We start from the raw sequence: 22,193 nt of genomic DNA, 5'->3' as shown, positions 1-22,193 counted from the left end.
CCGCTCGCCGGCCCGTCACGCCGGCCCGTCATGCCGTCCGTCACGCCGCTCGCCGGCTCACCACGCGGTCCGCCGCACGCCCCCCGCGCGGTCCGTCACACGGCCCGCCACGCCGTCCGTCACGCCGTCCGCGTCATGATCCGCAGCACTTCGAGCGTGCGCGGCGGGGTGTCCGGCTCCTCGCCGTCGGCCACCGCCATGCGCACGTGGGCGTCGCGCGCCGCCCGAACCGCGTCCGGCCAGCCCTCGTGGTCGATGTAGGCGGAGACCGGGGCGTCCGGCCCGACCTGGTGCATGATCCGCAGCACGCGCAGCACGGCGGTGTCGACGAGCGCCGCCTCCTGGGAGTCCCGGAAGATCGTGCCGACGTACTTCTCGGCGGACCAGTTGTCGAGCCAGGTGTCCTCGACCAGGCGGTACACGGCGTCGGTGACGTCGCCGTACCCGTCCGCGCCGGCCAGCCAGACGTCCCGCTGGAACACCGGGTCGGAGAGCATGTGCAGCGCGGAGCGCACATTGCTGCGCCAGCGCCACCACGGCATGTCGTTGAGTGGCATGCCGCCCATGGTGGAGGAGCGACGGCCGCGACGGGAAGAGTTCTCCGAACCTTGCACGGTCGTCGATCGTACGTTTCCCCGCCCCGCGCGACGCACCAGCCCCCGCAATTCACCTCTCCGTCACCTTCCCTTGACGTTGGGTCACTCACCGGTTGGTCATGTGACGGAATCGTGCACGAGCATGACCGGTAGGCAACACACGAAAAACACCTTCCTCCTCAGGGCCACCCGCCCCGCCAGGTCTTTCCCCTCCGTCGTCCGGTCGGCGAGCGTTCTGGCGGCGTGTGCGTCGCTCGCCGCCGGCTGCGGCCTCGCCCCCAGCGTCTCGGGCAGCTCCGGGGACGACCCCATCGTCGTCATGACCTGGGCGCCGGAAGGCACCGCGGCCACCAACAAGCCCGGCATGCCCGCCTTCGCCCGCGCCTACGCCCGTTGGGTCAACGCCCACGGCGGACTGAACGGCCGCAAGCTCGAGGTCCTCACCTGCAACGACCACAACAACGGCGTGGACGCCGCCAAGTGCGCCCGGCAGGCCGTGAAGGCGGGAGCGGTCGCCGTCGTCGGCTCCTACAGCCAGCGCTCCGACGCCTTCCTCCCGCACCTGGAGGGGGCCGGCATCCCCTACATCGGCGGCTACGGCGTCACCAACGCCGAGTTCACCAGCCCCCTCTCCTACCCGGTCAACGGGGGCCAGCCGGCACTGCTGGCCGGCCTCGGCAAGGAACTCGCCGCGGACTGCGGCCGCGTCGCCCTGGTGCGCCCCGACACCATCGCGGGCGACACCCTGACCCCCATGCTCGACGCCGGCCTCACGGCGGGCGGCCACGACAAGGCCGTGGACCAGCTGGCCGCGGAGGACGCCACCGAGTACTCGGTGCAGGCCGAGGCCTCCCTGAAGGAGGTGACCGCGGCGGGCGGGACCGGCCCGGCCGGCGAGAACGGCGGGACCGGAAAGGGCGGCGGGTGCGTGGTCCCCGTCCTCGGCGACCGCACCGACACCTTCATGGACTCCTTCCGGCGGGCCCGCGAGGACCACTCCGACGTGAGCACCGCCACCGTCCTCGGCAGCGTCGACCAGACGGTCATCAACTCCACCGGCGGCGCGTCCAGCGCCTTCGAGGGGGCGTACGTCACCGGCTGGTACCCGGTGGCGAGCGACCCGCGCTGGGACCCGATGAAGAAGGTGATCAGCGAGAGCGCCTTCTCCGACACCCGGATCGACCCCGCGGACACGGGCGTGCAGACCACCTGGATCGCCTACACCGTCTTCCGGAAGGTCGTGGAGTCGCTGGGCGGCGGCGCGGTGACCGCGGACACCGTCACCGGGGCGCTCGACGACGGCCTGCGGATCGACACGGGCGGGCTCACCCCCACCCTGCGCTGGGAGTTCACCGACCAGCTCGCCTCGATCGGCTTCCCGCGCCTGGTCAACGCCGAGGTGACCCTGCAGACCGTGAAGCAGGGCCGGCTGGCGGCGGCGAAGGAGGGCTTCGTGGACGTCACGAAGACGCTGGAGAACGCCGACGTCGACTGAGACCGGCGGACGCGGACCGGGGACGGCGCCGGCCGGGGAGGGACCCGGCCGACGCCGGTCGGGGCCGGTGCCGGCCGGGGCCCTCCCCGGGTCACAGCTGCGTCGGCTGCCGCTCCGTCAGTCCGTACGTCTTCGCGATCGCGTTCCACAGCTTCGCGGCCTGCGTCTTCTGGGCGCTGGCCGTGCCGCTCGCGCGGTTGGCCTCCTGCGTCCGGCCCGTGGCGCGGGCCTGGCCCTTCTTGCAGAGCTTGCCCCTGTCGGCGGCCACCTGGTCGGCCCAGGCCGCGTAGTGGTCGTCGGCGGAGGCCGAGGCCTGCCACGCCTTGGTGAGCGCGGCGGTCAGCGCGGCGTGCTCCGGAAGTCTGTCGACGGCCAGGCCGGACAACGAGGTCACCAGCCCGGTGCGCTGCTTCGCCGCCTCCCGCAGGTCGGCGGCGGCCTTGGCGAGGTTGCCGCACCTCTTCACGTCGGCGACCGCGCTGATCACGGTCGCCCGGCTGCTGCCGCTGTCCGCGAGCAGCTCGTCCAGGGCGATCGCCTGCTGCTTCGCCGCGTCGGCGGACGGCGAGGCGGAGCCCTCGCCCGTGGCGGGCTGTGACGCGGCGACGGTCTTGCCGTCGTCGCCCTGCTCGTCGCCGCCCCCGCCGGAGAGCAGGGCGCCCGCGCCCACTCCGACGACGACGAGGGCCACGCCGATCGCCGCGAACAGCGGCACCCGCGAACCGCTCCGGCCGCCGCCGCCCCGGTGGTCGTCGTCGCGCATCGCGCGCCGCCCGCCGGAGCCGCCGCCGGGCGGGGTGTACGAGGGCTGGGCGTGGGCGGCGGGGCGGGCGCCGTAGCCGGGGGGCTCGGGCTCCGAGAAGCGCGGCATCTGCTGCGTGGACCCGGCCGGGCCGTCGTCGGCGGGGCCGCCGCGGAAGAGGTTGTCGAACTCGGCGGGCGGCTGTTTCTCGCCGGCGCCGTAGGGGCCCTGGCCGGTCACCGGCGGAATGTACTGGGTGGCCTCGGCGTCGGCGTGGGCGCCGTGCTGCCCGCCGTGGGCGGCCTGCGGCCCCGGGGCGTGCTGCCGGGCGCGGCCCAGGTAGTGGGTGGACTCCGCGGGCGACTCGGGCGGCAGGGCGCCCGGCATGCCGGGCATGCCCGGTGCGACCGGCGGGAGGTACTGCGTCGCGCCCTCGTCCCCCGCCCCCGGTGCGGGGACGGGCGGTATGTACTGGGTGGCCCCCTCGTCCACGGGCGCGGGCCCGGACGCGGAGACCGGGGGTATGTACTGGGTGGCGCCGTCGGCCATGGGGGGCAGCGGCGCGGACGGCACGCCGTGGCCGTACGACGGCGGCGCGGGGGCGCCCTCGGGCGGCAGCGGGCCGGCGCCCTGAGCGGGGCCGGGCTGCGGTGCGGCCCGCCACGCGTCGGGGCCCGTCGGCTGCGGGGTGTCCCACTGCCGGTCCCCGCCCCACTGCTGCTGGTCCGCCGGGGGCGGCCAGGCCTGCCCCGGCTGCTGCCCGGTCCGGTGACCCGCCTGGTGTCCGGTCTGGTGTCCGGTCTGCTGGCCCGCCGGGTGGTCCGGCTGCTGTTCCGGCCCCCAGGACCGGTCCCAGGTCTGTCCGCCGGCCGGCGGGGGCGACGGCTGCCCGCCGTACTGCCGCTGTCCGCCGTGGGGATCGTGCCGCGGACCGTTCACCGCGCCCGGCAGCAGGGGTTCCCCGCCGTCGGAGGGCAGCACGATGCCTTCGCGCGCGGGTCGCGCCGAGGGCTCCTCGCCCTGTCCACTCTGCGTCACCGGGACTCCTGCTGATGGGGGACCTTCGGAATCGTCGGCTCACGCTACCGGGTCCCCGGAACCCCGTGCCACGCAGCTCAGGTCATGATCTCCCCCTCGTACGAAGGACGGAGGACCGGAACGCCGTGTGCCGTACCCGGCGCCGGCTTCCCGACGACGGGCCGTTTCCCGGCCGTTCACACCACGGCGTCCCGGATGTTCACGCGGCGGCCTGGAGATCCAGTCGCGCCCCGAACTCCCTGACCACGGGCTCCTCCCGGAACGGCTCCAGCCGCTGCTGGAGGTCGTCCAGGTACTCGGCACCGCGGTCGGAGCGGAGCGTCTCCAGCAACTCCACCGCTTTCGTACCGGTGTTGCAGGCCTGCTCGACCTCTCGCTGCTGCACCTGCGCCGTGGCCAACAGCACATATCCGATGGCCCGTCGGCGGGCCCGGCTCTCCGGGTGTCCGGCCAGGGCCTGTTCCGCGCAGCGCGCCGCCGCCTCTGCCTGGCCGAGGTCACGGTGGCAGTGCGCCAACTCGTCGGCCAGATAGGCCTCGTCGAAGTGCGCGATCCACGCCGGGTCGTCCCCGGCCGCCGGATCGGCCGCCTCCAGCGCCGACACGGCCCGCCCGGACGCCGCGTGAGCCGCCCGTACGTCGCCCATGAGGGCGTGCCCGCGGGCCTCGGCGGCGTGGAACATGGCCTCCGCGCGCGGCGTCACCCGCCCCCGCGCCCCCTCCTGTGCCGCGCGCGCCAACTGGGCGATCTCGCGCGGGTTCCCGAGCTGGGCGGCGAGGTGGCTCATGGAGGCGGCGAGCACGTAGCCGCCGTAGCCGCGGTCGCCCGCCGCCTGGGCGAGGCGCAGGGCCTGGATGTAGTAGCGCTGGGCGAGGCCGGGCTGCCCGGTGTCGACGGCCATGTAGCCCGCCAGTTCGGTCAGCCGGGCCACGGACGCGAAGAGTTCGCGCCCCACCGCCTCCCGGTAGGAGCCGGCGAGCAGGCCGGAGACGACGCTGTTGAGGTAGTGCACGACGACCGGGCGCACGTGTCCGCTGCCGTGCCGGTGGTCCAGTTCGACCAGCGCCTGGGTCATCGCCCTGACGGCCGCCACGTCGGGCATGCCCACCCGGGGGCCGGCCGAGCGCGCCACCTGCGCGTCGGGCGAGGAGATCAGCCAGTCGCGGCTCGGTTCGACCAGCGCGGAGGCGGCCACGGACGACCCCGAGAGGAAGTCCCGCCGGCCCACGTCGCTGCGCCACAGCTCGCAGACCTGCTCGATGGCCCCCAGTACCGTCGGCGAGAACTGGAGGCCGACGCCCGACGCGAGGTTCTTGCCGTCGGCCATGCCGATCTCGTCGATCGTGACCGTACGGCCGAGTTTGCGGCCCAGGGCCTCGGCGATGACCGCCGGGGCGCGTCCCCGCGGCTGCTGTCCGCGCAGCCAACGGGCCACGGACGTCTTGTCGTAGCGCAGGTCGAGGCCGTGCTCGGCGCCGCACATGTTCACGCGGCGGGCGAGCCCGGCGTTCGAGCATCCCGCTTCCTGGATGAGCGCCTGCAGCCGTTCGTTCGGCTGCCGCGCGACGAGAGGCCTTGCGGCCATTGGCACTACCCCCTGTGGCTGCGGTGCCTTTCCCGCGCACCGAGTTGATGTGTCTTCCACCGAAAAGTTCCGGCCGTGAAGATCAATGCCCCGCGGACAGGACGAGAATGCGAGACATGCGAGGATTGCCTGGGTAAAGACGGAAGCTTCCCCCAGCCTCCCTACCCGCTCCCGCGCTCGTTCCTCGCGCGCGCCCCCGGTGATGCACCCGTGCGCCCCGGACGGCGGACCGGTGCTCCTCCCCCGCGCACGTGGGCGGGCCGTAACCCCTGGTGACGCCCGGAGTTGTGTTCATCGTGGAAAAGACCATCGCGGGCGCCGAGGCCACCCAGATCCCGAAGCAGCGCGGGGAATCGCTGCTGGAGACCGCCGTGCGCTACACCGAGGAGCGTCACTGGGACGTCGTCCCCGGCACCTGGTGGGAAACCGTCGACGGGGCGCAGCGCTGCTCCTGCGACGACGCGGCGTGTCCGGCGCCCGGGGCGCACCCGGACCGGCCCGACTGGGCGACGCGGGCGACGGGCAGCGCGACCGTCGCGCGGCGCATGTGGCAGCAGCGGCCCGACGCGTCGATCCTGCTGCCGACCGGGCGGACCTTCGACGCGATCTCCGTGCCGGAGACGGCCGGGTTCCTGGCGCTGGCGCGGATGGAGCGGATGGGGTCGGCGCTGGGCCCGGTCACGGCGGCGCCGGACCGGCGGATGCACTTCTTCGTCCTTCCCGGGGCCGTGGCCAAAGTGCCGGACCTCCTCCGCGCGTCGGGGTGGACGCCGTCCTCCCTCGACCTCGTCGCGCTGGGCGAGGGCGCGTACGTGGCGGCGCCGCCCACGCGGTTCGGGTCGCGGGGGGCCGTGCAGTGGGCCTGCCGGCCCACCCCGGCCAACCGGTGGCTGCCGGACGCGGAGGAGTTGATCCCCCCACTGGCCTACGCCTGCGGCAGGGACCGGTAGGGGCACCGCCGAGCAGGCCGGGGACGCGCCCACCAGGGGACGCCTGCCGGGGGGGCGCACCCGCCGGGGGACGCCTGCCGGGGGGGGCGCACCCGCCGGGGGACGCCTGCCGGGGGGACGCACACGCCGGGGGACGCCTGTCGGAGGAACGCCCGCCGGGGGCGCACCCGCCGGATGCGCGCCTGCCGGAGACCAGCCTGCCGGAGGGACGCCCGCAGGGGACGCGCCTCGCGCGGAAGGGCCCGGCCCCTCCCCCGCCGGTCCGGTCAGCGCGCCAGCACCGCGTCCAGGAACGGCTCGACGGCCGTCCGCCAGCCCTCCGGCTGGTCGTAGTGCACGAGGTGGCCGGCGTCGGCGACCTCCGCGTACTCCCCGCGCGGCAGCACCCGCACCATCTCCTGCGCCTCCGCGCGCCCCAGTTCGCCGTTCAGGCCGCGGACGACCAGGGTGGGGCAGCGGACCTGGGCGAGTTCCTCCCAGTGGGCGTCGTAGACCCAGGTCTCGCGGGACTTCAGCATCTGCTCGGGTTCGAAGACGGGGCGCCAGCCGTCGGCGGACTCCTGCATCACCTCGGCGTAGAACTCGCCGCGCGCCGGGTTGGGCCGCTCCACCCAGGGGTCGTCCTCCCCGAACCACTTGCGGACGTCGGCGAGGGTGGCGAAGGGAAGGGGCCAGGACGCGAACCAGTCGGCCCACTCGCGCTGCGAGGCCGCGCCGAGCGCGGAGGCGCGCATGTCGCAGATGATCACGCCGGAGATCAGGTCGGGGCGCTTGGCGGCGAGCTGCCAGGCGGTCAGGGCGCCCATGGCGTGGCCGACGAGGACGGCGGGGGCGAGACCGAGCTGTTCGAGGGCGGCCTCGGCGTCCTCGACGTACGCCTCGCGCGTGAAGGCGGCCCGCGGCGGCTTGTCGCTGCGGCCGTGGCCCCGCTGGTCGAGGGCGACGGCACGGTGCCGCTCGGAGATCCAGCGGGCGGTGGACGCCCAGTGCGAGGCACGGCCCATCAGGCCGTGCAGTAACAGCACGCCGGTGGTGCGCTCGGAGGCCGCCGGCCCGAACCACCCCCCGTCCGCCCCGGCCGGCCCCCCGGCTGCCTCACCGGCCGGTCCGGCGGCCGCTTCACCGGTCGGTCCGCCGGCCGGCGGACCGACCGCCTGGGCCGGGATCACGACTTCCGGCCCGTTCTCCGCCGGGTCCTCCTTGGGCGGGTCGCCGAACTCCCAGGCCGCCAGGCGTACACCGCCCGCCCCGGTCACGTCGATGCGTCGCGCCATAGCTCCTGGCACCCCCTCGCTCCGCTCGGACCCCCGGCTCCCGCTCGAGCCGGCCGGTCCGGTCACGCGTCGTGTCTGCCGTCGTACCGCTGTGCTGCCCACTGCCTCGCCGCCCGCGCCCCGCGCATCGCGCGACCTACGGACTCCTCACCCGCACGCTATCGAATGACTATTCGAAAATGCCTGCTTCCGCGAGCAACACCGCTCGTTCGAGTGACCCCCCTCAAGGAATGATCGTCGCCACCGAGGGGAGATCTTCAACGGGAGGCGGACCGCTCGGGGAAACCGGTCCGTGGGGAGTGACCTTGAGAGCTCGGGGCTCCAGGTCAGAACAGGGGAGGACAGGCCCCGGCGCCGCAGGGCGCCGGGGCCCTCCCATGATCCGCGGCGCATCATCCCGCACCCCCCTCAGGTCATATGCCTCACGACACAGACTGACACGCGCGACGGCGCGGCGCTGCGGTTCGACACAGGGAATCACCGATTCGAGGAGATCGGCGGGACCCCTCAACCCACCGGACGACCCCAGGAGTTGAACAACGCCCGGCAAGTGACCGGCGCGACCGTCAACGCTTCGCGACGAACACGTGGGAGGCGATGTCCGCCCCCAGCTCGGCCGCCTCGCCGCCGCTGCCCACCAGCACGCCGCCGGCCGACTCCGTCACGCTCACCACCGAGCCCGGCTGCACACCGGCCCGCCGCAGCGTGTACATCAGCTGCGCGTCCGTCTGGATCGGCTCGCCGATGCGGCGCACGACGACCGTCTTGCCCTCCAGGCCCGGGTCGAGGTCGGCCAGCGACACCATGCCCTCGTCCAGGAAGGGGTCGGCGATGTCCTTCTCCCCCAACTCCTCCAGTCCCGGGATGGGGTTGCCGTACGGCGACTCGGTGGGGTGGCGCAGCAGCTCGAGGACCCGGCGCTCGACGGCCTCGCTCATCACGTGCTCCCAGCGGCACGCCTCCGCGTGGACCTGCTCCCACTCCAGGCCGATCACGTCGACGAGGAGGCACTCGGCCAGGCGGTGCTTGCGCATCACGCGCGTGGCGAGGCGGCGGCCCTCGTCCGTCAGCTCCAGGTGCCGGTCGCTGGCCACGGAGACCAGGCCGTCCCGCTCCATGCGGGCCACCGTCTGGCTGACCGTCGGGCCGCTCTGGTCGAGCCGCTCGGCGATCCGGGCGCGCATGGGGACCACACCTTCCTCCTCCAGCTCGAGGATGGTGCGGAGATACATCTCCGTGGTGTCGATCAGTCCGGACATACGTGCCCCTCGATGAGATGGCCGGAGGCTGGACGGCTCTCCGGCTCGTGCGCTGGCCCTGGCCTCAATTCTGCCGGATACCACTGACAAGCGTGCCGCGCCGCCGAAGCGGCGGGACGCGCCGGGGCCGCCGCTCCCCCGGCCGTGTTGACAGGGCGCCGGTCCGGACCGCACGGTGATCCGCGACACGGACACGGACACCGGATTCGGCAGAGGGGCCCCTCGGATGAGTGACCGCACGCCCGCCGCGCAGTTCTTCGACGCCGCGATCGGCCTGTTGCAGCGGGTGCGCGACGAGGAGGCGGGGGCCGTGGAGGCCGCCGGTGTCCTCCTCGCCGACACCGTGGCCTCCGGCGGACGCCTGTTCGCCTTCGGCGCCGGCCATTCCTCCCTCGCGGCGCAGGACGTCGTCTACCGCGCGGGCGGCCTGGCCCTGATGAACCTGCTCGCGGTGCCGGGCGTCGTGGGGGTGGACGTCACGCCGGCCACCCTCGGCTCCGCCCTGGAGCGCGTCGAGGGCCTGGCGGGCGTGGTCCTGGAGACCTCCCCGGTGCGCGCGGGCGACGCCCTGGTGGTGGTCTCGCTGTCGGGCCGCAACGCCCTCCCGGTGGAGATGGCCCTCACCGCGCGCGCCCTGGGCGTGAAGGTCATCGGCGTGACCTCGGTGGCGTACGCCGCCGGGACGACGTCCCGGCACCGGTCGGGGACGTTCCTCAAGGACCACTGCGACCTCGTCCTGGACTCGAAGATCGCCGTCGGGGACGCCGAGCTGACCCTCGACACCGTCCCCGCGCCCTTCGCGCCCGCCTCCACGGTCGTCACCGCGGCCCTCCTCCAGGCGGTCATGGCCACGGCGGCCGCCTCCCTCGCGGAACGCGGCGTCGAGCCCCCGCTGCTGCGCTCCGGCAACGTGGACGGCGGCCACGACTGGAACGGCCGGATCATGGACGAGTACCGGGACCGGATCTTCTACCGGCACTGAGGGGCCGCGCCCGCCGGGACCGCGGGGCCGCGCCCCCGGCGGTCCCCCGCGCGTCAGGCGCCGTCGCCGCTCCCGGCGGGACCGGCGAGGTCGAGGGCGGCCGCCGTCCGGACGGCGACGTCCTCGGCGTAGGTGGCGTCGGAGCGTTCGAAGGCCGTACGGCCCGCCGTGCGCAGGAACGTCACGACGCCCAGGGTGCGGCCGCGGCTGCGCAGGACCGCGCAGAGCGCGTGCACGGTGTCCTCGGGCCACTGACGCGTCCGTGCCCACTCGCGGGCCCGGTCCGGCGCCACCTTGCCCGCCGAGGCGCGCACCGAGCCCGCGCGGGTCACGCACTGGAGCGCCGGGTGGCCCTCCCCGTACCCCACGGGCAGTCCGGCGTGGCCGGTGAGGACGCTGGGGCCCGGGCCGCCCGAGGGGGTGGCCGCCACCCGCACCAGACGCGGCGGGGCGTCCGGCTCCCCGTCCGCCCGCGGGGCGCCGGCGACCCGGTCGATCACGGCGTGGTCGGCGAAGCCGGCGAGGGCGAAGTCGAGGTGGACGGTCACCGCCTCGGCCGGGTCCTCGCACTCGGCGGCCGCCCGCGACGCCCGGTGCAGCTGGTTCGTCCGGAACCGCAGCAGGGCCGCCTCCTGCTCGACCTGCTTGGCCTCGGTGACGTCCTGGAACAGCCAGCCGACGCCGAGCGGCACCGGCTCCTCGGCGAGCGGGGAGGCGAGCCGCACGAAGCCGCTGCGCCAGCAGCGCCGCTTCTCGCCGTCCGGGGTCCGCACCCCCACCCACAGCTCGGCGGGCGCGGGCGGGGCGCCCTCGGCGAGGACGTGCGTGAGCGCGTTCTCCAGCTCCTCGACGCCGCGGGTGAGCAGGTCGCCCAGCGGACGGCCCAGGGCAGCCGCGCGGCCCGTGCCGAGCGCGCGGGCGGCGTGCGCGTTGACGACGGCGGGGCGCAGGTCGGCGTCGACGAGGACCACGCCCCAGGACGCGTCCGCGAAGAGGGCCTCGCTCAGGGCGATGGAGCGCTCCAGGTCGATCTGGGTGTGCACCTCGCTGAACGCGCAGTACAGCCCGGCGGGCCTGCCGTCGGGGCCGCGGACGGCGGCGGACTGGGTGCGCACCAGGACCCGGCCGCCGTCCTTGGTGAGCAGCGCGAACTCGTGGACCTGCCGGCCGGGCGCGCGCATCGCGGCCGTCAGCCGGCCCTCGATCTCCCCGGCGTCCGCCTCGCGCACGGCCCAGCCGGTGAAGCCGTGCCGGCCGACCGCCTCCGCGGCGGTCCAGCCGAGGATGCGCTCCGCCTCGCGGTTCCAGTGGGTGACGACGCCGTCGGCGTCGAAGGCGCACAGGGCCGCGTCCATCCCGTCGAGCAGCGCGGCGAGCAGGTCGGAGCCGTCAGGGCCCTCCGGGCCGGGCCGCTCGGGCTCGTCCGGTCCCAGTTCGTCGGTGGTCCCCCTACGGCGGGAAGCGCTCACCCGGACCCCCTCAGCTTCGCTCACGTGCCCTCATTGAACTTGAACGTGACGCAGCGCACATATGGTTCCCGCAAGATGGCCGGGGAACGGTCGTGCGCCGGTCCCGCCCGGCACGCCCCGTTCCCCCGGCCCGTCAGGGCGCGGTCAGCCGGCCCGCCGGGGCGCGGTCAGCCTCAGGTCGACCCAGAGGTCGTCCTCGCCGTCCAGCGTGTAGCGCTCCGTCTCGACGAAGCCGCGCGCCGCGGCGAACCGCAGGCCGTCCTCGTTGACGGCCAGTACGCACGTCTCCACCGCCCGGGCTCCCAGCAGGCGCGCGCCGGCGAGGGCGTTCTCGTACAGCGCGGTGCCGTGTCCGCGGCGGCGGTACGGCGGCAGCACGCGCGCGATGACGGTGGCCACCGCCTCCTCGCCCGCCGGGGGCCGCAGCGTCGAGCAGCCGACGAGGACGTCGCCGAGGTAGGCGTTCTCCAGGCGGTGGCGGCCGGCACGCGCGCGTGCCTCGTCGGGGGACATGGCGGCCGGGGGCACGATCGTGTTGTGGACGTGCCGCCACTGCTCGAGCATGGCCTCGCCGGCGACCGGCGCGATGCGAAGACGAAGAGCGTTCACGGCCCCAGGCAACCGTGCGGCGGGGCGGGCGTCAACGAAGTCGCGGATCCGGCCCCGCTCCCCGCCGCGCGGGCCGGCGGCGGGCCGGCGGGCGGGCCGACGGGTGTCCGCCTCGCTCCCGGTCCTCGTCCGCCGGAAAAAAATGGTTGAACGGACGGCGGGATGCTTCCTAAGGTGGCGAGCACACGAGAAGGGAGGTGGTTCGGCGAATGTACGAGAACCGGACGCGTGAGGTGGCTGCGGGCTAGCGGCCCGTCACCCCACCGAGTGCGGTGCCGGACCGGCACGTGAAAGACGCGTGCAGCCGGCCCAATCCCAGCAGTCACCCGACCCGCGAGTCGCCGGTACGTCCGGCCGGCCCTCCCCGGAGGACCCGACTCGCGGGTCGCCTGCGTTCACGGGCTCCCGTCGGGCCCCCGCCGCCCGAGCCGGGCCTCGCCGCCCGAACGAGCCGACCGCAGATCCTTCGGCATGTGACGCGCGCCACGTACGAATGTGCGGGCGGGGAGTACCCTGACCGCATGCTTTCGCTCGTTCGGCGCCGCCACGTGGACTACGTCCGCGTCACGAGCATGGGCTGTCGACGCTCCCTCTGAGCCGTCCGGCCCCTTCGCGGTTCAGCAGCCGCCCGTGTTTCCCCCCTTCTCTTTCCCTGCCCACTTGGCACCCGTGCGCCCGCCCCACCCACGGCGCTCGCGCGGGACCCGTACACCCCGCGGACGCACCATGACGAACGTGTCGACGAACCCGTCGTACCAGCAACTGCCGATCATCGACCTCTCCGCCGCCGACCGGGGGCCCGAGGCCCGGGACCTGTTGCGCGCGCAGCTGCACGCCGCCGCGCACGACGTGGGGTTCTTCCAGCTCGTCGGGCACGGGGTGAGCGAGGCGGAGACGGCGGCGCTGCTCTCCGCGATGCGGCGGTTCTTCGCGCTGCCCGAGGCCGAGCGGCTCGCGCTCGACAACGTGCGCTCGCCGCACTTCCGGGGCTACACGCGCACCGGTGACGAGCGGACCGGGGGCCGGCGGGACTGGCGGGACCAGCTGGACATCGGGGCGGAGCGGCCGGCGCGGGTGCCGGGGCCCGGGGAGCCCGCGTACTGGTGGCTGGAGGGGCCCAACCAGTGGCCCGCCGGGCTGCCCGAGCTGCGGGTGGCCGCGCTGCGGTGGGTCGAGCGGCTCAGCGCGGTCGCGCAGCGGCTGCTGCACGAGCTGCTCGCCTCGATCGGGGCGCCGGCTGACTTCTACGACCCGGTGTTCGGGGAGCGGGCGCACCCGCACCTGAAGCTGGTGCGCTATCCGGGGAGCGCGGGCGACGGCACCGGTCAGGGGGTGGGGGCCCACAAGGACTACGGGTTCCTGACGCTGCTGCTCCAGGACGGGGTGGGCGGGCTCCAGGTGCAGCGGGAGGACGGGGCGTTCCACGACGTGCCGCCGCTGCCCGGGGCGTTCGTCGTCAACCTCGGCGAGCTGCTGGAGGTGGCGACGAACGGGTACCTGGTGGCCACCAACCACCGGGTGGTGTCCCCGCCGAGCGCGGTCGAGCGGTTCTCCGTGCCGTTCTTCTACAACCCGCGCCTCGACGCGCGGGTGGAGCCGCTGCCCTTCCCGTACGCCTCCGCCGCGCCCGGCGTGACCGACGATCCGGCCAATCCGCTGTTCGCCGAGTACGGCTTCAACGAGCTGAAGGGCAAGCTGCGGGCCCATCCGCTGGTGGCCGAGCGGCATCACGCGGAGCTGCTCAGCCCCGCGTGACGGCCGCCCGGGCGGGTCAGCGGGCGGTGCCTGCGATGTCGGCGACGTCTGTGGTGTCGGCGACGTCGGTGATGTCGGCGTATCCCTCGATCTCCCGGGGGCCGCGGGAGCCGGGGCCGGTGTAGCGGGCGGAGGGGCGGACGAGGCGGCCGGTGCGCTTCTGCTCCAGGATGTGCGCCGACCAGCCGGCGGTACGGGCGCACGTGAACATCGACGTGAACATGTGGGCGGGGACCTCGGCGAAGTCGAGGACGATGGCCGCCCAGAACTCCACGTTGGTCGCCAGGACCCGGTCCGGGCGGCGGGCGTGGAGCTCGTCGAGGGCGGCCTTCTCCAGGGCCTCGGCGACCTCGAAGCGCGGCGCGCCCAGCTCGCGGGCGGTCCGGCGCAGCACGCGGGCGCGGGGGTCCTCGGCGCGGTAGACGCGGTGGCCGAAGCCCATGAGGCGTTCGCCCTTGTCGAGGGCCTGCCTGACGTAGGCCTCGGCGTCGCCGGTGCGCTCGATCTCCTCGATCATGCCGAGGACGCGCGAGGGGGCGCCGCCGTGCAGCGGGCCGGACATGGCCCCGACCGCGCCGGAGAGGGCGGCGGCCACGTCCGCGCCGGTGGAGGCGATGACGCGGGCGGTGAAGGTGGACGCGTTCATGCCGTGCTCGGCGGCGGAGGTCCAGTAGGCGTCGACCGCGGCGACGTGCTTGGGGTCGGGCTCGCCGCGCCAGCGGATCATGAACCGCTCGACGACGGACCGCGCCTTGTCGATCTCGCTCTGCGGGACCATGGGGCGGCCCTGTCCGCGGGCGGACTGGGCGACGTAGGACAGCGCCATGACGGCGGCGCGGGCGAGGTCCTCGCGGGCCTGCTCGGCATCGATGTCGAGGAGCGGTTTGAGGCCCCAGACGGGGGCGAGCATGGCGAGCGCGGACTGGACGTCGACGCGGATGTCGCCGGAGTGGACGGGGATGGGGAACGGCTCGGCGGGCGGCAGTCCGGGGTTGAAGGCGCCGTCGACGAGCAGGCCCCAGACGTTGCCGAAGGAGACGTGGCCGACGAGGTCCTCGATGTCGACGCCCCGGTACCGGAGCGCGCCGCCCTCCTTGTCCGGTTCGGCGATCTCCGTCTCGAACGCGACGACTCCTTCGAGTCCGGGTACGAAGTCGGACATCAGGCGGCTCCTCGTGATGTGTGCGACAGGTGGCGCCGGTGGATCCGCGGTCCGTGCGGGACTCGCGGTCCTGGGCGGTCACTCCGGTGATGCCCCGTGAACTCGGCGGTCACGCAACCGGGATGGCACAAGCACCATAACCCCGAGTGCCACCTTTGGGGAGATGTTGCGGCACTCAGTGCCACCTTCGGGTGGGTGGAGGCACTGCTGCCGGCGGCTCCGGTGCGGCAAGATGACGGCGTGGACCACGCAGAGACCGTTTCCCCCGATCCCGCCTCCATGCGCAAGCAGTACCGGGCGGAGGGCCTCGACGAGGCCGATCTGGCCGCCACTCCCGTGGAGCAGTTCGCGCGCTGGTTCAAGCAGGCCGCGGCGGAGGCGCACCTGTTCGAGCCCAACGCCATGGTCGTCTCCACGGCGGACGCCCAGGGGCGGCCCTCCTCCCGCACGGTGCTGCTGAAGCACTTCGACGCGCACGGCTTCGTCTTCTACACCAACTACGACTCCCGCAAGGGCCGCGACCTCGCGGAGAACCCGCACGTCAGCCTGCTGTTCCCGTGGCATCCGGTGGCCCGGCAGGTCCTCGTGCGGGGGGTGGCCCGGCGCACCGGACGCGACGAGACGGCGGCGTACTTCCGGACCCGGCCGCACGGCTCCCAGCTCGGCGCGTGGGCGAGCGTGCAGTCCGCGGTGATCACGTCCCGCGACGACCTCGACGCCTCCTACGCCGAGCTGGCGGCCCGCTACCCGGAGGGCGAGCAGGTGCCGGTGCCGCCGCACTGGGGCGGTTTCCGGGTGGTGCCGGAGTCGGTGGAGTTCTGGCAGGGCCGGGAGAACCGGCTGCACGACCGCCTGCGGTACGTGGCGGAGGCGGACGGCGGCTGGCGGGTGGAGCGGCTCAGCCCGTGAGGGCGGGCCGGCGTGCGGGGACGAGCCCGCGCGGGCCGGGCGGACGCCCGGAGGACCGTCCGGGGACGCACCGGGTCCGGGGGGCGGGCGCGATGCCCCGCGCGACGGGGCGGGCGGCCACGCGCTCGGCGGGCAGCGGTGCCCGCCCCTCGTCCGCGTCGAGGCCGACGGTCACCTGGAACCGGTCGCTCACCGGCCGAGGTTCTGTTCCAGCAGGGCCGCCCACTGGGTGACGACCCGGTCGCGGCGGGGGCCGTCGTCGGTGAGGAGGTTCGCGAGGCCGAGGCCGCGGGCCATGTCGAGCAGGCCCTGGACGGTCTCGCGGACGCCGGGGCGGGACTCGTCGGCGCCGAGCAGGTCGACGGCTATGCGGTGGGTCTCGCGGCCGACGCGGGCCTCGAGTTCCGTGACGCGCGGGCGGAGCTGTTCCTCGTCGGAGGCGGCGACCCACAGGTGCAGGGCGGCGCGGAAGAGGGGGCCGGTGTAGAGGTCGACGAGGGCGGACACGACGGCGCGCCGGTCGCCCGCCGCGCCCTGCGGGAACAGGGCGCGCAGGGCGAGGGAGCGTTCCTCGGCGACGTACTCGACGGCGGCGGTGAAGAGGTCCTCGCGGGTGGGGAAGTGGTGCTGGGCGGCGCCTCGGGAGACGCCCGCCCGTTCCGCGACGACGGAGACCGTGGAGCCCGCCCAGCCGCGTTCGGCGAGGCAGGCCACGGCGGCTTCCAGGAGCCGCTGCCGGGTGGCCCGGCTGCGGTCCTGCTTGGGGGCGCGGTCGCGGTCGACCGGGCTCACAACACCCATGCGGGTTCCCGTCGTTCGAGAAAGGCCGTCATTCCCTCGCGGGCCTGCGGGGAGGCGAACAGGCGGGCGGAGAGCGCGGTGAGCGCGGCCGCGTCCCGCTCGAACGCCTCCAGCACCCTAACCGTGAGCAGCCGTTTCGTCTCGGCCAGGCCCTGGGGTGAGGCCTTGCGCAGGCCGTCGAGGACGGGGGCGAGCACGGTGTCGACGTCGTCGGCGGCCGCGGTGAGCAGGCCGATGCGGGCCGCCTCGACGGCGTCGAAGCGTTCGCCGGTGAGGTAGTAGCGGGAGAGGGCCCGGGGGTCGGTGCGCGGCAGGAGCGGCAGGGAGATGACGGCCGGGGCCACCCCGATGCGCACCTCGGTGAAGGCGAACGTCGACGCGGTGGAGGCGGCGGTGACGTCGCAGGCGGCGAGGAGGCCGAGGCCGCCGGCGCGGACGTGGCCGGTGACGCGGGCGACGACCGGTCTGGGCAGCTCGACGAGCTGTCGCAGCAGGGCGACGAAGGCGTCCGGGTCGGGCGGGTCGCGCAGGTCGGCGCCGGCGCTGAAGGTGCCGCCGGTGTGGGTGAGGACGACCGCGCGGACCCCGGGGTCCGCGGCGCAGTCGGCGAGCGCGGCGGCGAGTTCCGCGACGAGGGCGGCGGACAGGGCGTTGCGGGTGCCGACGGCGTCGAGGCTGAGTGTCTCCACGCCGCGGTCCCGGGTACGGCCGAGCCGCGCGGCCGCGGACGCCTCCTCCGGCGCGGTCACGGGCGCTTCGCGCGGGGCGGTCACAGACGCTTCCTCCGGTACGGGCACGGACGCTTCCTCCGGTACGGGCACGGACGCTTCCTCCGGTACGGGCACGGACGTTTCGCGCGGGGCGGTCACGGGCGTTTCCTCCGCTGGCGTCATGGGCGCTTCCTCAGTTCGCGGCGCAGGATCTTCCCCGAGGCGGCCCGGGGGACGGCGTCGACGAAGGTGACGAGGCGGACGCGTTTGTACGGGGCGACGCGTTCGGCGACGTGCATCGCGACCTCGCCCTCGGAGAGGTCGGGGGCGGCCGGCCGGCGGACCACGTAGGCGTGCGGCACCTCGTTGCCGTCGTCGTCGTACTCACCGACGACGGCGGCGTCGGCGATGCCGGGGTGGGTGAGGAGCAGGGCCTCCAGTTCGGCGGGTGCCACCTGGAAGCCCTTGTACTTGATGAGTTCCTTGACCCGGTCGACGACGAACAGCCAGCCGTCGGCGTCGACGCGGCCGAGGTCGCCGGTGTGCAGCCAGCCGTCGGCGTCGATCATGGCGGCGGTGGCGTCGGGGCGGCCCAGGTAGCCCTTCATGACCTGGGGGCCGCGGACGAGGATCTCGCCGGCCTCGCCGACGCCGAGGTCCCGGTCGGGGTCGTCGAGGGAGACGACGCGCATCTCGGTGCCGGCGATGAGCCTGCCGACGGTGCCGGCGGGGGCCTCCCGCATGGCGTCCAGGGGGACGACGTGGGTGCCGGGCGACAGTTCCGTCATGCCGTAGGCCTGGCCGACGGGCGGCAGGCCCAGACGGTCGGCGCAGGCGGCGGCGAGGCCGGCGTCCAGGGGGGCGGCGGCGCTGATGACGTACCGCAGGGACGACAGGTCGTACCGGGCGACCGCCGGGTGCTTGGCGAGGGCGAGGACGATCGGCGGGGCCACGTACAGGCCGGTGATGCGGTGGTTCTGGATGGCCGCGAGGAAGGTCTCCAGGTCGAAGCGGGGCAGGACGACGACGGTGGCGCCCTTGCGCAGCGGCGCGTTCATGAGGGCGGTGAGGCCGTAGATGTGGAAGAAGGGGAGCACCGCGAGGATGCGGTCGCCGGGGCCCGCCGTGACCGCCGGTTCGAGCTGGGCGAGGTTGGTGGCGATCTGCCGGTGGGTGAGCATCACGCCCTTGGGGACGCCCGTGGTGCCCGAGGAGTAGGGCAGGGCCGCGACGTCCTCGCCGGGGTCGATGGCGACCTGCGGCTCGGGGGCGGTGGAGGCGAGCATGTCGAGGAGCGAGCGGTGGCCCGGGGCGCTGTCGCAGACGAATATCTCCTGGACGCCGCCCGCCAGTCCGGCCGCCCGGCGGGCCGTCTCCAGCAGCGGGGAGACGGTGACGATCCAGCGGGCCGCCGCGTCGCCGAGCTGCTTGGCGAACTCCTCGGCGGTGGCGAGCGGGTGCACGGTGGTGACGGTGGCCCCCGCGCGCGTGGCGGCGTAGAACGCGGTGGGGAAGGCGACGGTGTTGGGGCTGTGCAGGGCGAGGACGTCGCCCTTGCGGACGCCGGCCTCGGCGAGGCCGGCGGCGATCCGCCGGTGGAACCGGTCCACCTGCTCGTAGGTGAGGGTGGTGCCGTCGGTGCCGTCGACGAGGGCGGGCAGGTCGCCGAACGCGGCGGCCCGGCCCAGTACGGCGTCGTGGATGGGGAGTTCTACGGGCGGGACGTCTGCGTACACGCTGCGGAACACGGTTCCTCCTCGCCGGCCGACGGGTGGCCGCGCGGTCAGTACGACTTGGGCAGGCCCAGGGTCTGGTGGGAGACGTAGTTGAGGATCATCTCCCGGCTCACGGGGGCGATGCGCGCCACGCGCGAGGCCGTTATCAGCGAGGCGAGGCCGAACTCGCGGGTGAGCCCGTTGCCGCCGAGGGTGTGCACCGCCTGGTCGACGGCCTTCACGCAGGCCTCGCCCGCGGCGTACTTCGCCATGTTGGCGGCCTCGCCCGCGCCGACGTCGTCCCCGGCGTCGTACAGGTGGGCCGCCTTCTGCATCATCAGGCGGGCCAGTTCCAGCTCGATGTGGGCCTGGGCGAGGGGGTGCGCGACGGCCTGGTGGGCGCCGATGGGGGTCTTCCAGACGGTGCGCTCGCGGGCGTACGCGATCGCCTTGCCGAGGGCGTGGCGGCCCATGCCGATCGCGAAGGCGGCCGTCATGACGCGCTCCGGGTTGAGGCCGGCGAACAGCTGGAGCAGCCCCGCGTCCTCGTCGCCGACGAGCGCCCCGGCGGGCAGTCTCACGTCGTCGAGGACCAGCTCGAACTGCTTCTCCACGCTGTGCAGTTCCATGTCGATGGGCCGCCGGGTGAAGCCGGGGGCGTCGCGCGGGACGATGAACAGGCAGGGCTTGAGGCGGCCGGTGCGGGAGTCCTCCGTCCTGCCGACGACGAGGGTGGCGTCGGCGATGTCCACGCCGGAGACGAAGACCTTGCGGCCGGTCAGCAGCCAGTCGCCGCTCGCCCCGTCGCGGCGGGCGGTGGTGGTGATGCGGTGGCTGTTGGAGCCGGCGTCGGGCTCGGTGATGCCGAAGGCCATGAGGCGGGAGCCGTCGGCGAGGGCGGGGAGCCACTCCCGCTTCTGGGCGTCCGTGCCGAAGCGGGAGATCACCGTGCCGCAGATGGCGGGGCTGACGATCATCATCAGCAGGGGGGAGCCCGCGGCGCCGAGCTCCTCCGAGACGAGGGAGAGTTCGGTGATGCCGCCGCCTCCGCCGCCGTACTCCTCGGGGAGGTTGACGCCGATGTAGCCGAGCTCGGCGGCCTCCCGCCAGAGGGTGCCGTTGTCGGAGGCCTGCCGGTGGCGGGCGAAGTCGGACACCGCGGCCCGCAGTGCCCTGTGCTCGTCGGACTCGATCAGGGTGGTCATCGTGGCTCCTTCGCGTGCGGGTCGGGGGGGTGGGGCGCTCACGCGGCGGAACCGCGTGCCGGTACGGCCTGGTCCGATCGGGAGTCCCTAGCCCGTCCGCACCACCGCCAGCAGGGTGCCGACCTGCACCTGCTGTCCCGTCGTCACCGGCAGTTCCGTCAGCGTCCCCGCCGTCGGCGCCGAGATGACGTGCTGCATCTTCATCGCTTCGAGCCACAGGATCGGTTCGCCCGCCCCGACACCCGATCCGGTGACGAGGCCGTCCGCGATCCTGACGACCGTGCCGGGCATCGGGGCCAGCAGGGAGCCGGGGGCGCGCTGGTCCTCGGGCTCGGGGAAGCGGGGCAGGGCGGTGAGGGCGGTGGCGTTCACGTGGACGCGGTCGCCGTACCGGGCCACCTCGAACCGGCGCCGCACGCCGTCCGCCTCCAGCACGACGAGAGAGGCGTCGGCGTGGACGACGTGGACACCGTCCGCCGCGGGGCCGGTGCGGGTGTGGTGGTAGCGGACCTCGTGCTCCTCGCCCGCCATGAGGTAGCGCCGGGTCTGCGGCTGGGAGGGCAGGTTGCGCCAGCCGCCGAAGCGGGAGCGGCCGTGCGCGTCGGCGAGGGCCGCCGCCAGCGGGGCGTACGGGTCGGGGGCCGGTGCCGTGAGGGCCGCGAGGTGGCGGTCGTAGAAGCCGGTGTCCATACGGCCGGAGGTGAACTCCTCGTGGCGCAGGGAGGCGACGAGGAGGTCGCGGTTGGTGGCCGGGCCGTGGACGGCCGCCCGCTCCAGGGCGCCGGCGAGGGTGCGGACGGCCTCCTCGCGCGTGGGGGCGTGGGCGACGACCTTGGCGAGCAGGGGGTCGTAGTGGACGCCGATGACGTCGCCGTCGCCGAAGCCGGTGTCGAGGCGGACGCCGCCGGGGACGGCGAGGCGGTGCAGGGTGCCGGTCTGCGGGGTCCAGCCGGCCGCCGGGTCCTCGGCGTAGAGGCGGGCCTCGACGGCGTGGCCGCGCGCGGGCGGCGGCTCGGCGGGCAGGGCGCGGCCCTCCGCGATCCGGATCTGCTCGGCCACCAGGTCGAGGCCGAAGACGGCCTCGGTGACGGGGTGTTCGACCTGGAGGCGGGTGTTCATCTCCAGGAAGTGGGCGCGGCCGTCGGCGACGAGGAACTCGACGGTCCCGGCGCCGGTGTAGTCCACGGCGCGCGCGGCCCGCACGGCCAGCGCGTGCAGTTCGTCCACCAGGTCCGCGGGGAGGCCGGGTGCCGGGGCCTCCTCGACGACCTTCTGGTGACGGCGCTGGAGGGAGCAGTCGCGGGTGCCGAGGGCCCAGACCGTGCCGTGCGTGTCGGCGAGGACCTGCACCTCGACGTGGCGGCCGTTCTCCACATAGGGCTCGACGAAGACCTCCCCGTCGCCGAAGGCGCTCGCGGCCTCGGCGCGCGCGCCCTCCAGGGCGGGCGCCAGGTCCGCCAGGCGGCGTACGACGCGCATGCCGCGCCCGCCGCCGCCCGCGGCGGCCTTCACCAGGACCGGCAGGTCGGACTCGGTGACCTCGTCGGCGTCCAGCGGGGCGAGCCCCAGGAGGGCCTTCGCCCGGGTCTTGGAGGCCATCGCCTCGATCGCCCCGGGCGGCGGCCCGATCCAGACCAGGCCCGCGTCCAGGACGGCGCGCGCGAAGGCGGCGTTCTCGGAGAGGAAGCCGTAGCCGGGGTGCACGGCGTCCGCGCCCGCGGCGACGGCCGCCTTCACGATCAGGTCGGCCCGCAGGTACGTCTCGGCGGGCGTGTCACCGGGCAGCCGTACGGCGGTGTCGGCCACGCGCGCGTGCAGGGCGCCCTCGTCGGCGTCCGAGTGCACGGCGACCGTCCGGATCCCCGACGCGCGGCAGGTGCGGAAGATGCGGCAGGCGATCTCGCCGCGGTTGGCGACAAGCACAGAAGTGATCACTG

General features: G+C 74.7%; 19 protein-coding genes. 5 read left to right on the top strand and 14 right to left on the bottom strand.

Going from position 1 to position 22,193, the window contains the following annotated elements; all coding sequences use genetic code 11:
- Positions 1-119: 119 nt before the first annotated feature.
- The gene (locus ACF09K_RS14670; RefSeq protein WP_392243544.1) at positions 120-566 is read right to left on the bottom strand and encodes a hypothetical protein; all 447 of its coding nucleotides are present in this window, start codon (positions 564-566) and stop codon (positions 120-122) included.
- 172 nt (positions 567-738) lie between these two features.
- Between ACF09K_RS14670 and ACF09K_RS14665 the strand changes: the two genes are divergently transcribed.
- Positions 739-2,091, top strand: coding sequence for an ABC transporter substrate-binding protein (locus tag ACF09K_RS14665; protein WP_392243542.1), 1,353 nt, complete (start codon positions 739-741; stop codon positions 2,089-2,091).
- A gap of 91 nt (positions 2,092-2,182) precedes the next feature.
- Here the strand turns inward: ACF09K_RS14665 and ACF09K_RS14660 are convergent, their stop codons facing one another.
- On the bottom strand, positions 2,183-3,871 hold the full coding sequence (locus ACF09K_RS14660) for a hypothetical protein (RefSeq protein WP_392243541.1): 1,689 nt from the start codon (positions 3,869-3,871) through the stop codon (positions 2,183-2,185).
- 199 nt (positions 3,872-4,070) lie between these two features.
- Positions 4,071-5,456: a transcriptional regulator gene (locus ACF09K_RS14655; protein ID WP_392243539.1), complete on the bottom strand. Its 1,386-nt coding sequence runs from the start codon at positions 5,454-5,456 to the stop codon at positions 4,071-4,073.
- A 296-nt stretch (positions 5,457-5,752) separates the two neighbouring features.
- On the opposite strand from ACF09K_RS14655, the gene ACF09K_RS14650 reads away from it, so the two are divergent.
- Positions 5,753-6,406, top strand: coding sequence for a bifunctional DNA primase/polymerase (locus tag ACF09K_RS14650; protein WP_392243537.1), 654 nt, complete (start codon positions 5,753-5,755; stop codon positions 6,404-6,406).
- Positions 6,407-6,672: 266 nt separating this feature from the next.
- Here ACF09K_RS14650 and ACF09K_RS14645 read toward each other — a convergent pair whose 3' ends face one another.
- Positions 6,673-7,680, bottom strand: a complete 1,008-nt coding sequence (locus tag ACF09K_RS14645; protein ID WP_392243535.1) for an alpha/beta fold hydrolase — start codon at positions 7,678-7,680, stop codon at positions 6,673-6,675.
- Positions 7,681-8,246: 566 nt separating this feature from the next.
- Positions 8,247-8,939, bottom strand: coding sequence for a metal-dependent transcriptional regulator (locus ACF09K_RS14640; protein ID WP_392243534.1), 693 nt, complete (start codon positions 8,937-8,939; stop codon positions 8,247-8,249).
- Between the two features lie 226 nt (positions 8,940-9,165).
- Here ACF09K_RS14640 and ACF09K_RS14635 point away from each other — a divergent pair, with 226 nt between their 5' ends.
- Positions 9,166-9,921: an SIS domain-containing protein gene (locus ACF09K_RS14635; RefSeq protein WP_392243532.1), complete on the top strand. Its 756-nt coding sequence runs from the start codon at positions 9,166-9,168 to the stop codon at positions 9,919-9,921.
- 53 nt (positions 9,922-9,974) lie between these two features.
- On the opposite strand, the gene ACF09K_RS14630 is transcribed toward ACF09K_RS14635, so the two are convergent.
- Positions 9,975-11,390, bottom strand: coding sequence for a PAS domain-containing protein (locus tag ACF09K_RS14630; RefSeq protein ID WP_392243934.1), 1,416 nt, complete (start codon positions 11,388-11,390; stop codon positions 9,975-9,977).
- Between the two features lie 144 nt (positions 11,391-11,534).
- A complete protein-coding gene (locus ACF09K_RS14625; RefSeq protein WP_392243531.1) occupies positions 11,535-11,999 on the bottom strand; it encodes a GNAT family N-acetyltransferase in 465 nt (154 codons plus the stop codon).
- A 726-nt stretch (positions 12,000-12,725) separates the two neighbouring features.
- On the opposite strand from ACF09K_RS14625, the gene ACF09K_RS14620 reads away from it, so the two are divergent.
- Complete coding sequence (locus ACF09K_RS14620; RefSeq protein ID WP_392243530.1) at positions 12,726-13,754, top strand: isopenicillin N synthase family dioxygenase; 1,029 nt, start codon at positions 12,726-12,728, stop codon at positions 13,752-13,754.
- 16 nt (positions 13,755-13,770) lie between these two features.
- On the opposite strand, the gene ACF09K_RS14615 is transcribed toward ACF09K_RS14620, so the two are convergent.
- Entirely contained in the window at positions 13,771-14,916 is a 1,146-nt protein-coding gene (locus ACF09K_RS14615; RefSeq protein WP_392243528.1) for a citrate synthase 2, read from the bottom strand.
- A 279-nt stretch (positions 14,917-15,195) separates the two neighbouring features.
- Between ACF09K_RS14615 and pdxH the strand changes: the two genes are divergently transcribed.
- The gene (pdxH, locus tag ACF09K_RS14610) at positions 15,196-15,825 is read left to right on the top strand and encodes a pyridoxamine 5'-phosphate oxidase (RefSeq protein WP_392243933.1); all 630 of its coding nucleotides are present in this window, start codon (positions 15,196-15,198) and stop codon (positions 15,823-15,825) included.
- On the opposite strand, the gene ACF09K_RS14605 is transcribed toward pdxH, so the two are convergent.
- The 6 genes from ACF09K_RS14605 to ACF09K_RS14580 form a co-directional block, all read right to left on the bottom strand.
- Positions 15,815-16,018, bottom strand: coding sequence for a hypothetical protein (locus ACF09K_RS14605; protein ID WP_392243526.1), 204 nt, complete (start codon positions 16,016-16,018; stop codon positions 15,815-15,817). The two genes, pdxH and ACF09K_RS14605, sit on opposite strands and share 11 nt — an antisense overlap.
- A complete protein-coding gene (locus tag ACF09K_RS14600; protein WP_392243524.1) occupies positions 16,015-16,626 on the bottom strand; it encodes a TetR/AcrR family transcriptional regulator in 612 nt (203 codons plus the stop codon). The genes ACF09K_RS14605 and ACF09K_RS14600 overlap by 4 nt, the downstream gene beginning before the upstream one ends.
- Positions 16,614-17,399, bottom strand: coding sequence for an enoyl-CoA hydratase family protein (locus tag ACF09K_RS14595; protein ID WP_392243522.1), 786 nt, complete (start codon positions 17,397-17,399; stop codon positions 16,614-16,616). The genes ACF09K_RS14600 and ACF09K_RS14595 overlap by 13 nt, the downstream gene beginning before the upstream one ends.
- Before the next feature lie 116 nt (positions 17,400-17,515).
- Entirely contained in the window at positions 17,516-19,084 is a 1,569-nt protein-coding gene (locus ACF09K_RS14590; RefSeq protein WP_392243521.1) for a 4-coumarate--CoA ligase family protein, read from the bottom strand.
- 35 nt (positions 19,085-19,119) lie between these two features.
- Entirely contained in the window at positions 19,120-20,256 is a 1,137-nt protein-coding gene (locus tag ACF09K_RS14585; RefSeq protein ID WP_392243520.1) for an acyl-CoA dehydrogenase family protein, read from the bottom strand.
- 87 nt (positions 20,257-20,343) lie between these two features.
- Positions 20,344-22,191, bottom strand: coding sequence for a biotin carboxylase N-terminal domain-containing protein (locus ACF09K_RS14580; RefSeq protein WP_392243519.1), 1,848 nt, complete (start codon positions 22,189-22,191; stop codon positions 20,344-20,346).
- Positions 22,192-22,193: the final 2 nt, after the last annotated feature.

Origin of the sequence: Streptomyces sp. NPDC014882 (genome assembly GCF_043081325.1) — a bacterium.
Classification (GTDB): Bacteria; Actinomycetota; Actinomycetes; order Streptomycetales; family Streptomycetaceae; genus Streptomyces.
This window is presented reverse-complemented; position numbering and strand designations above follow the sequence as displayed.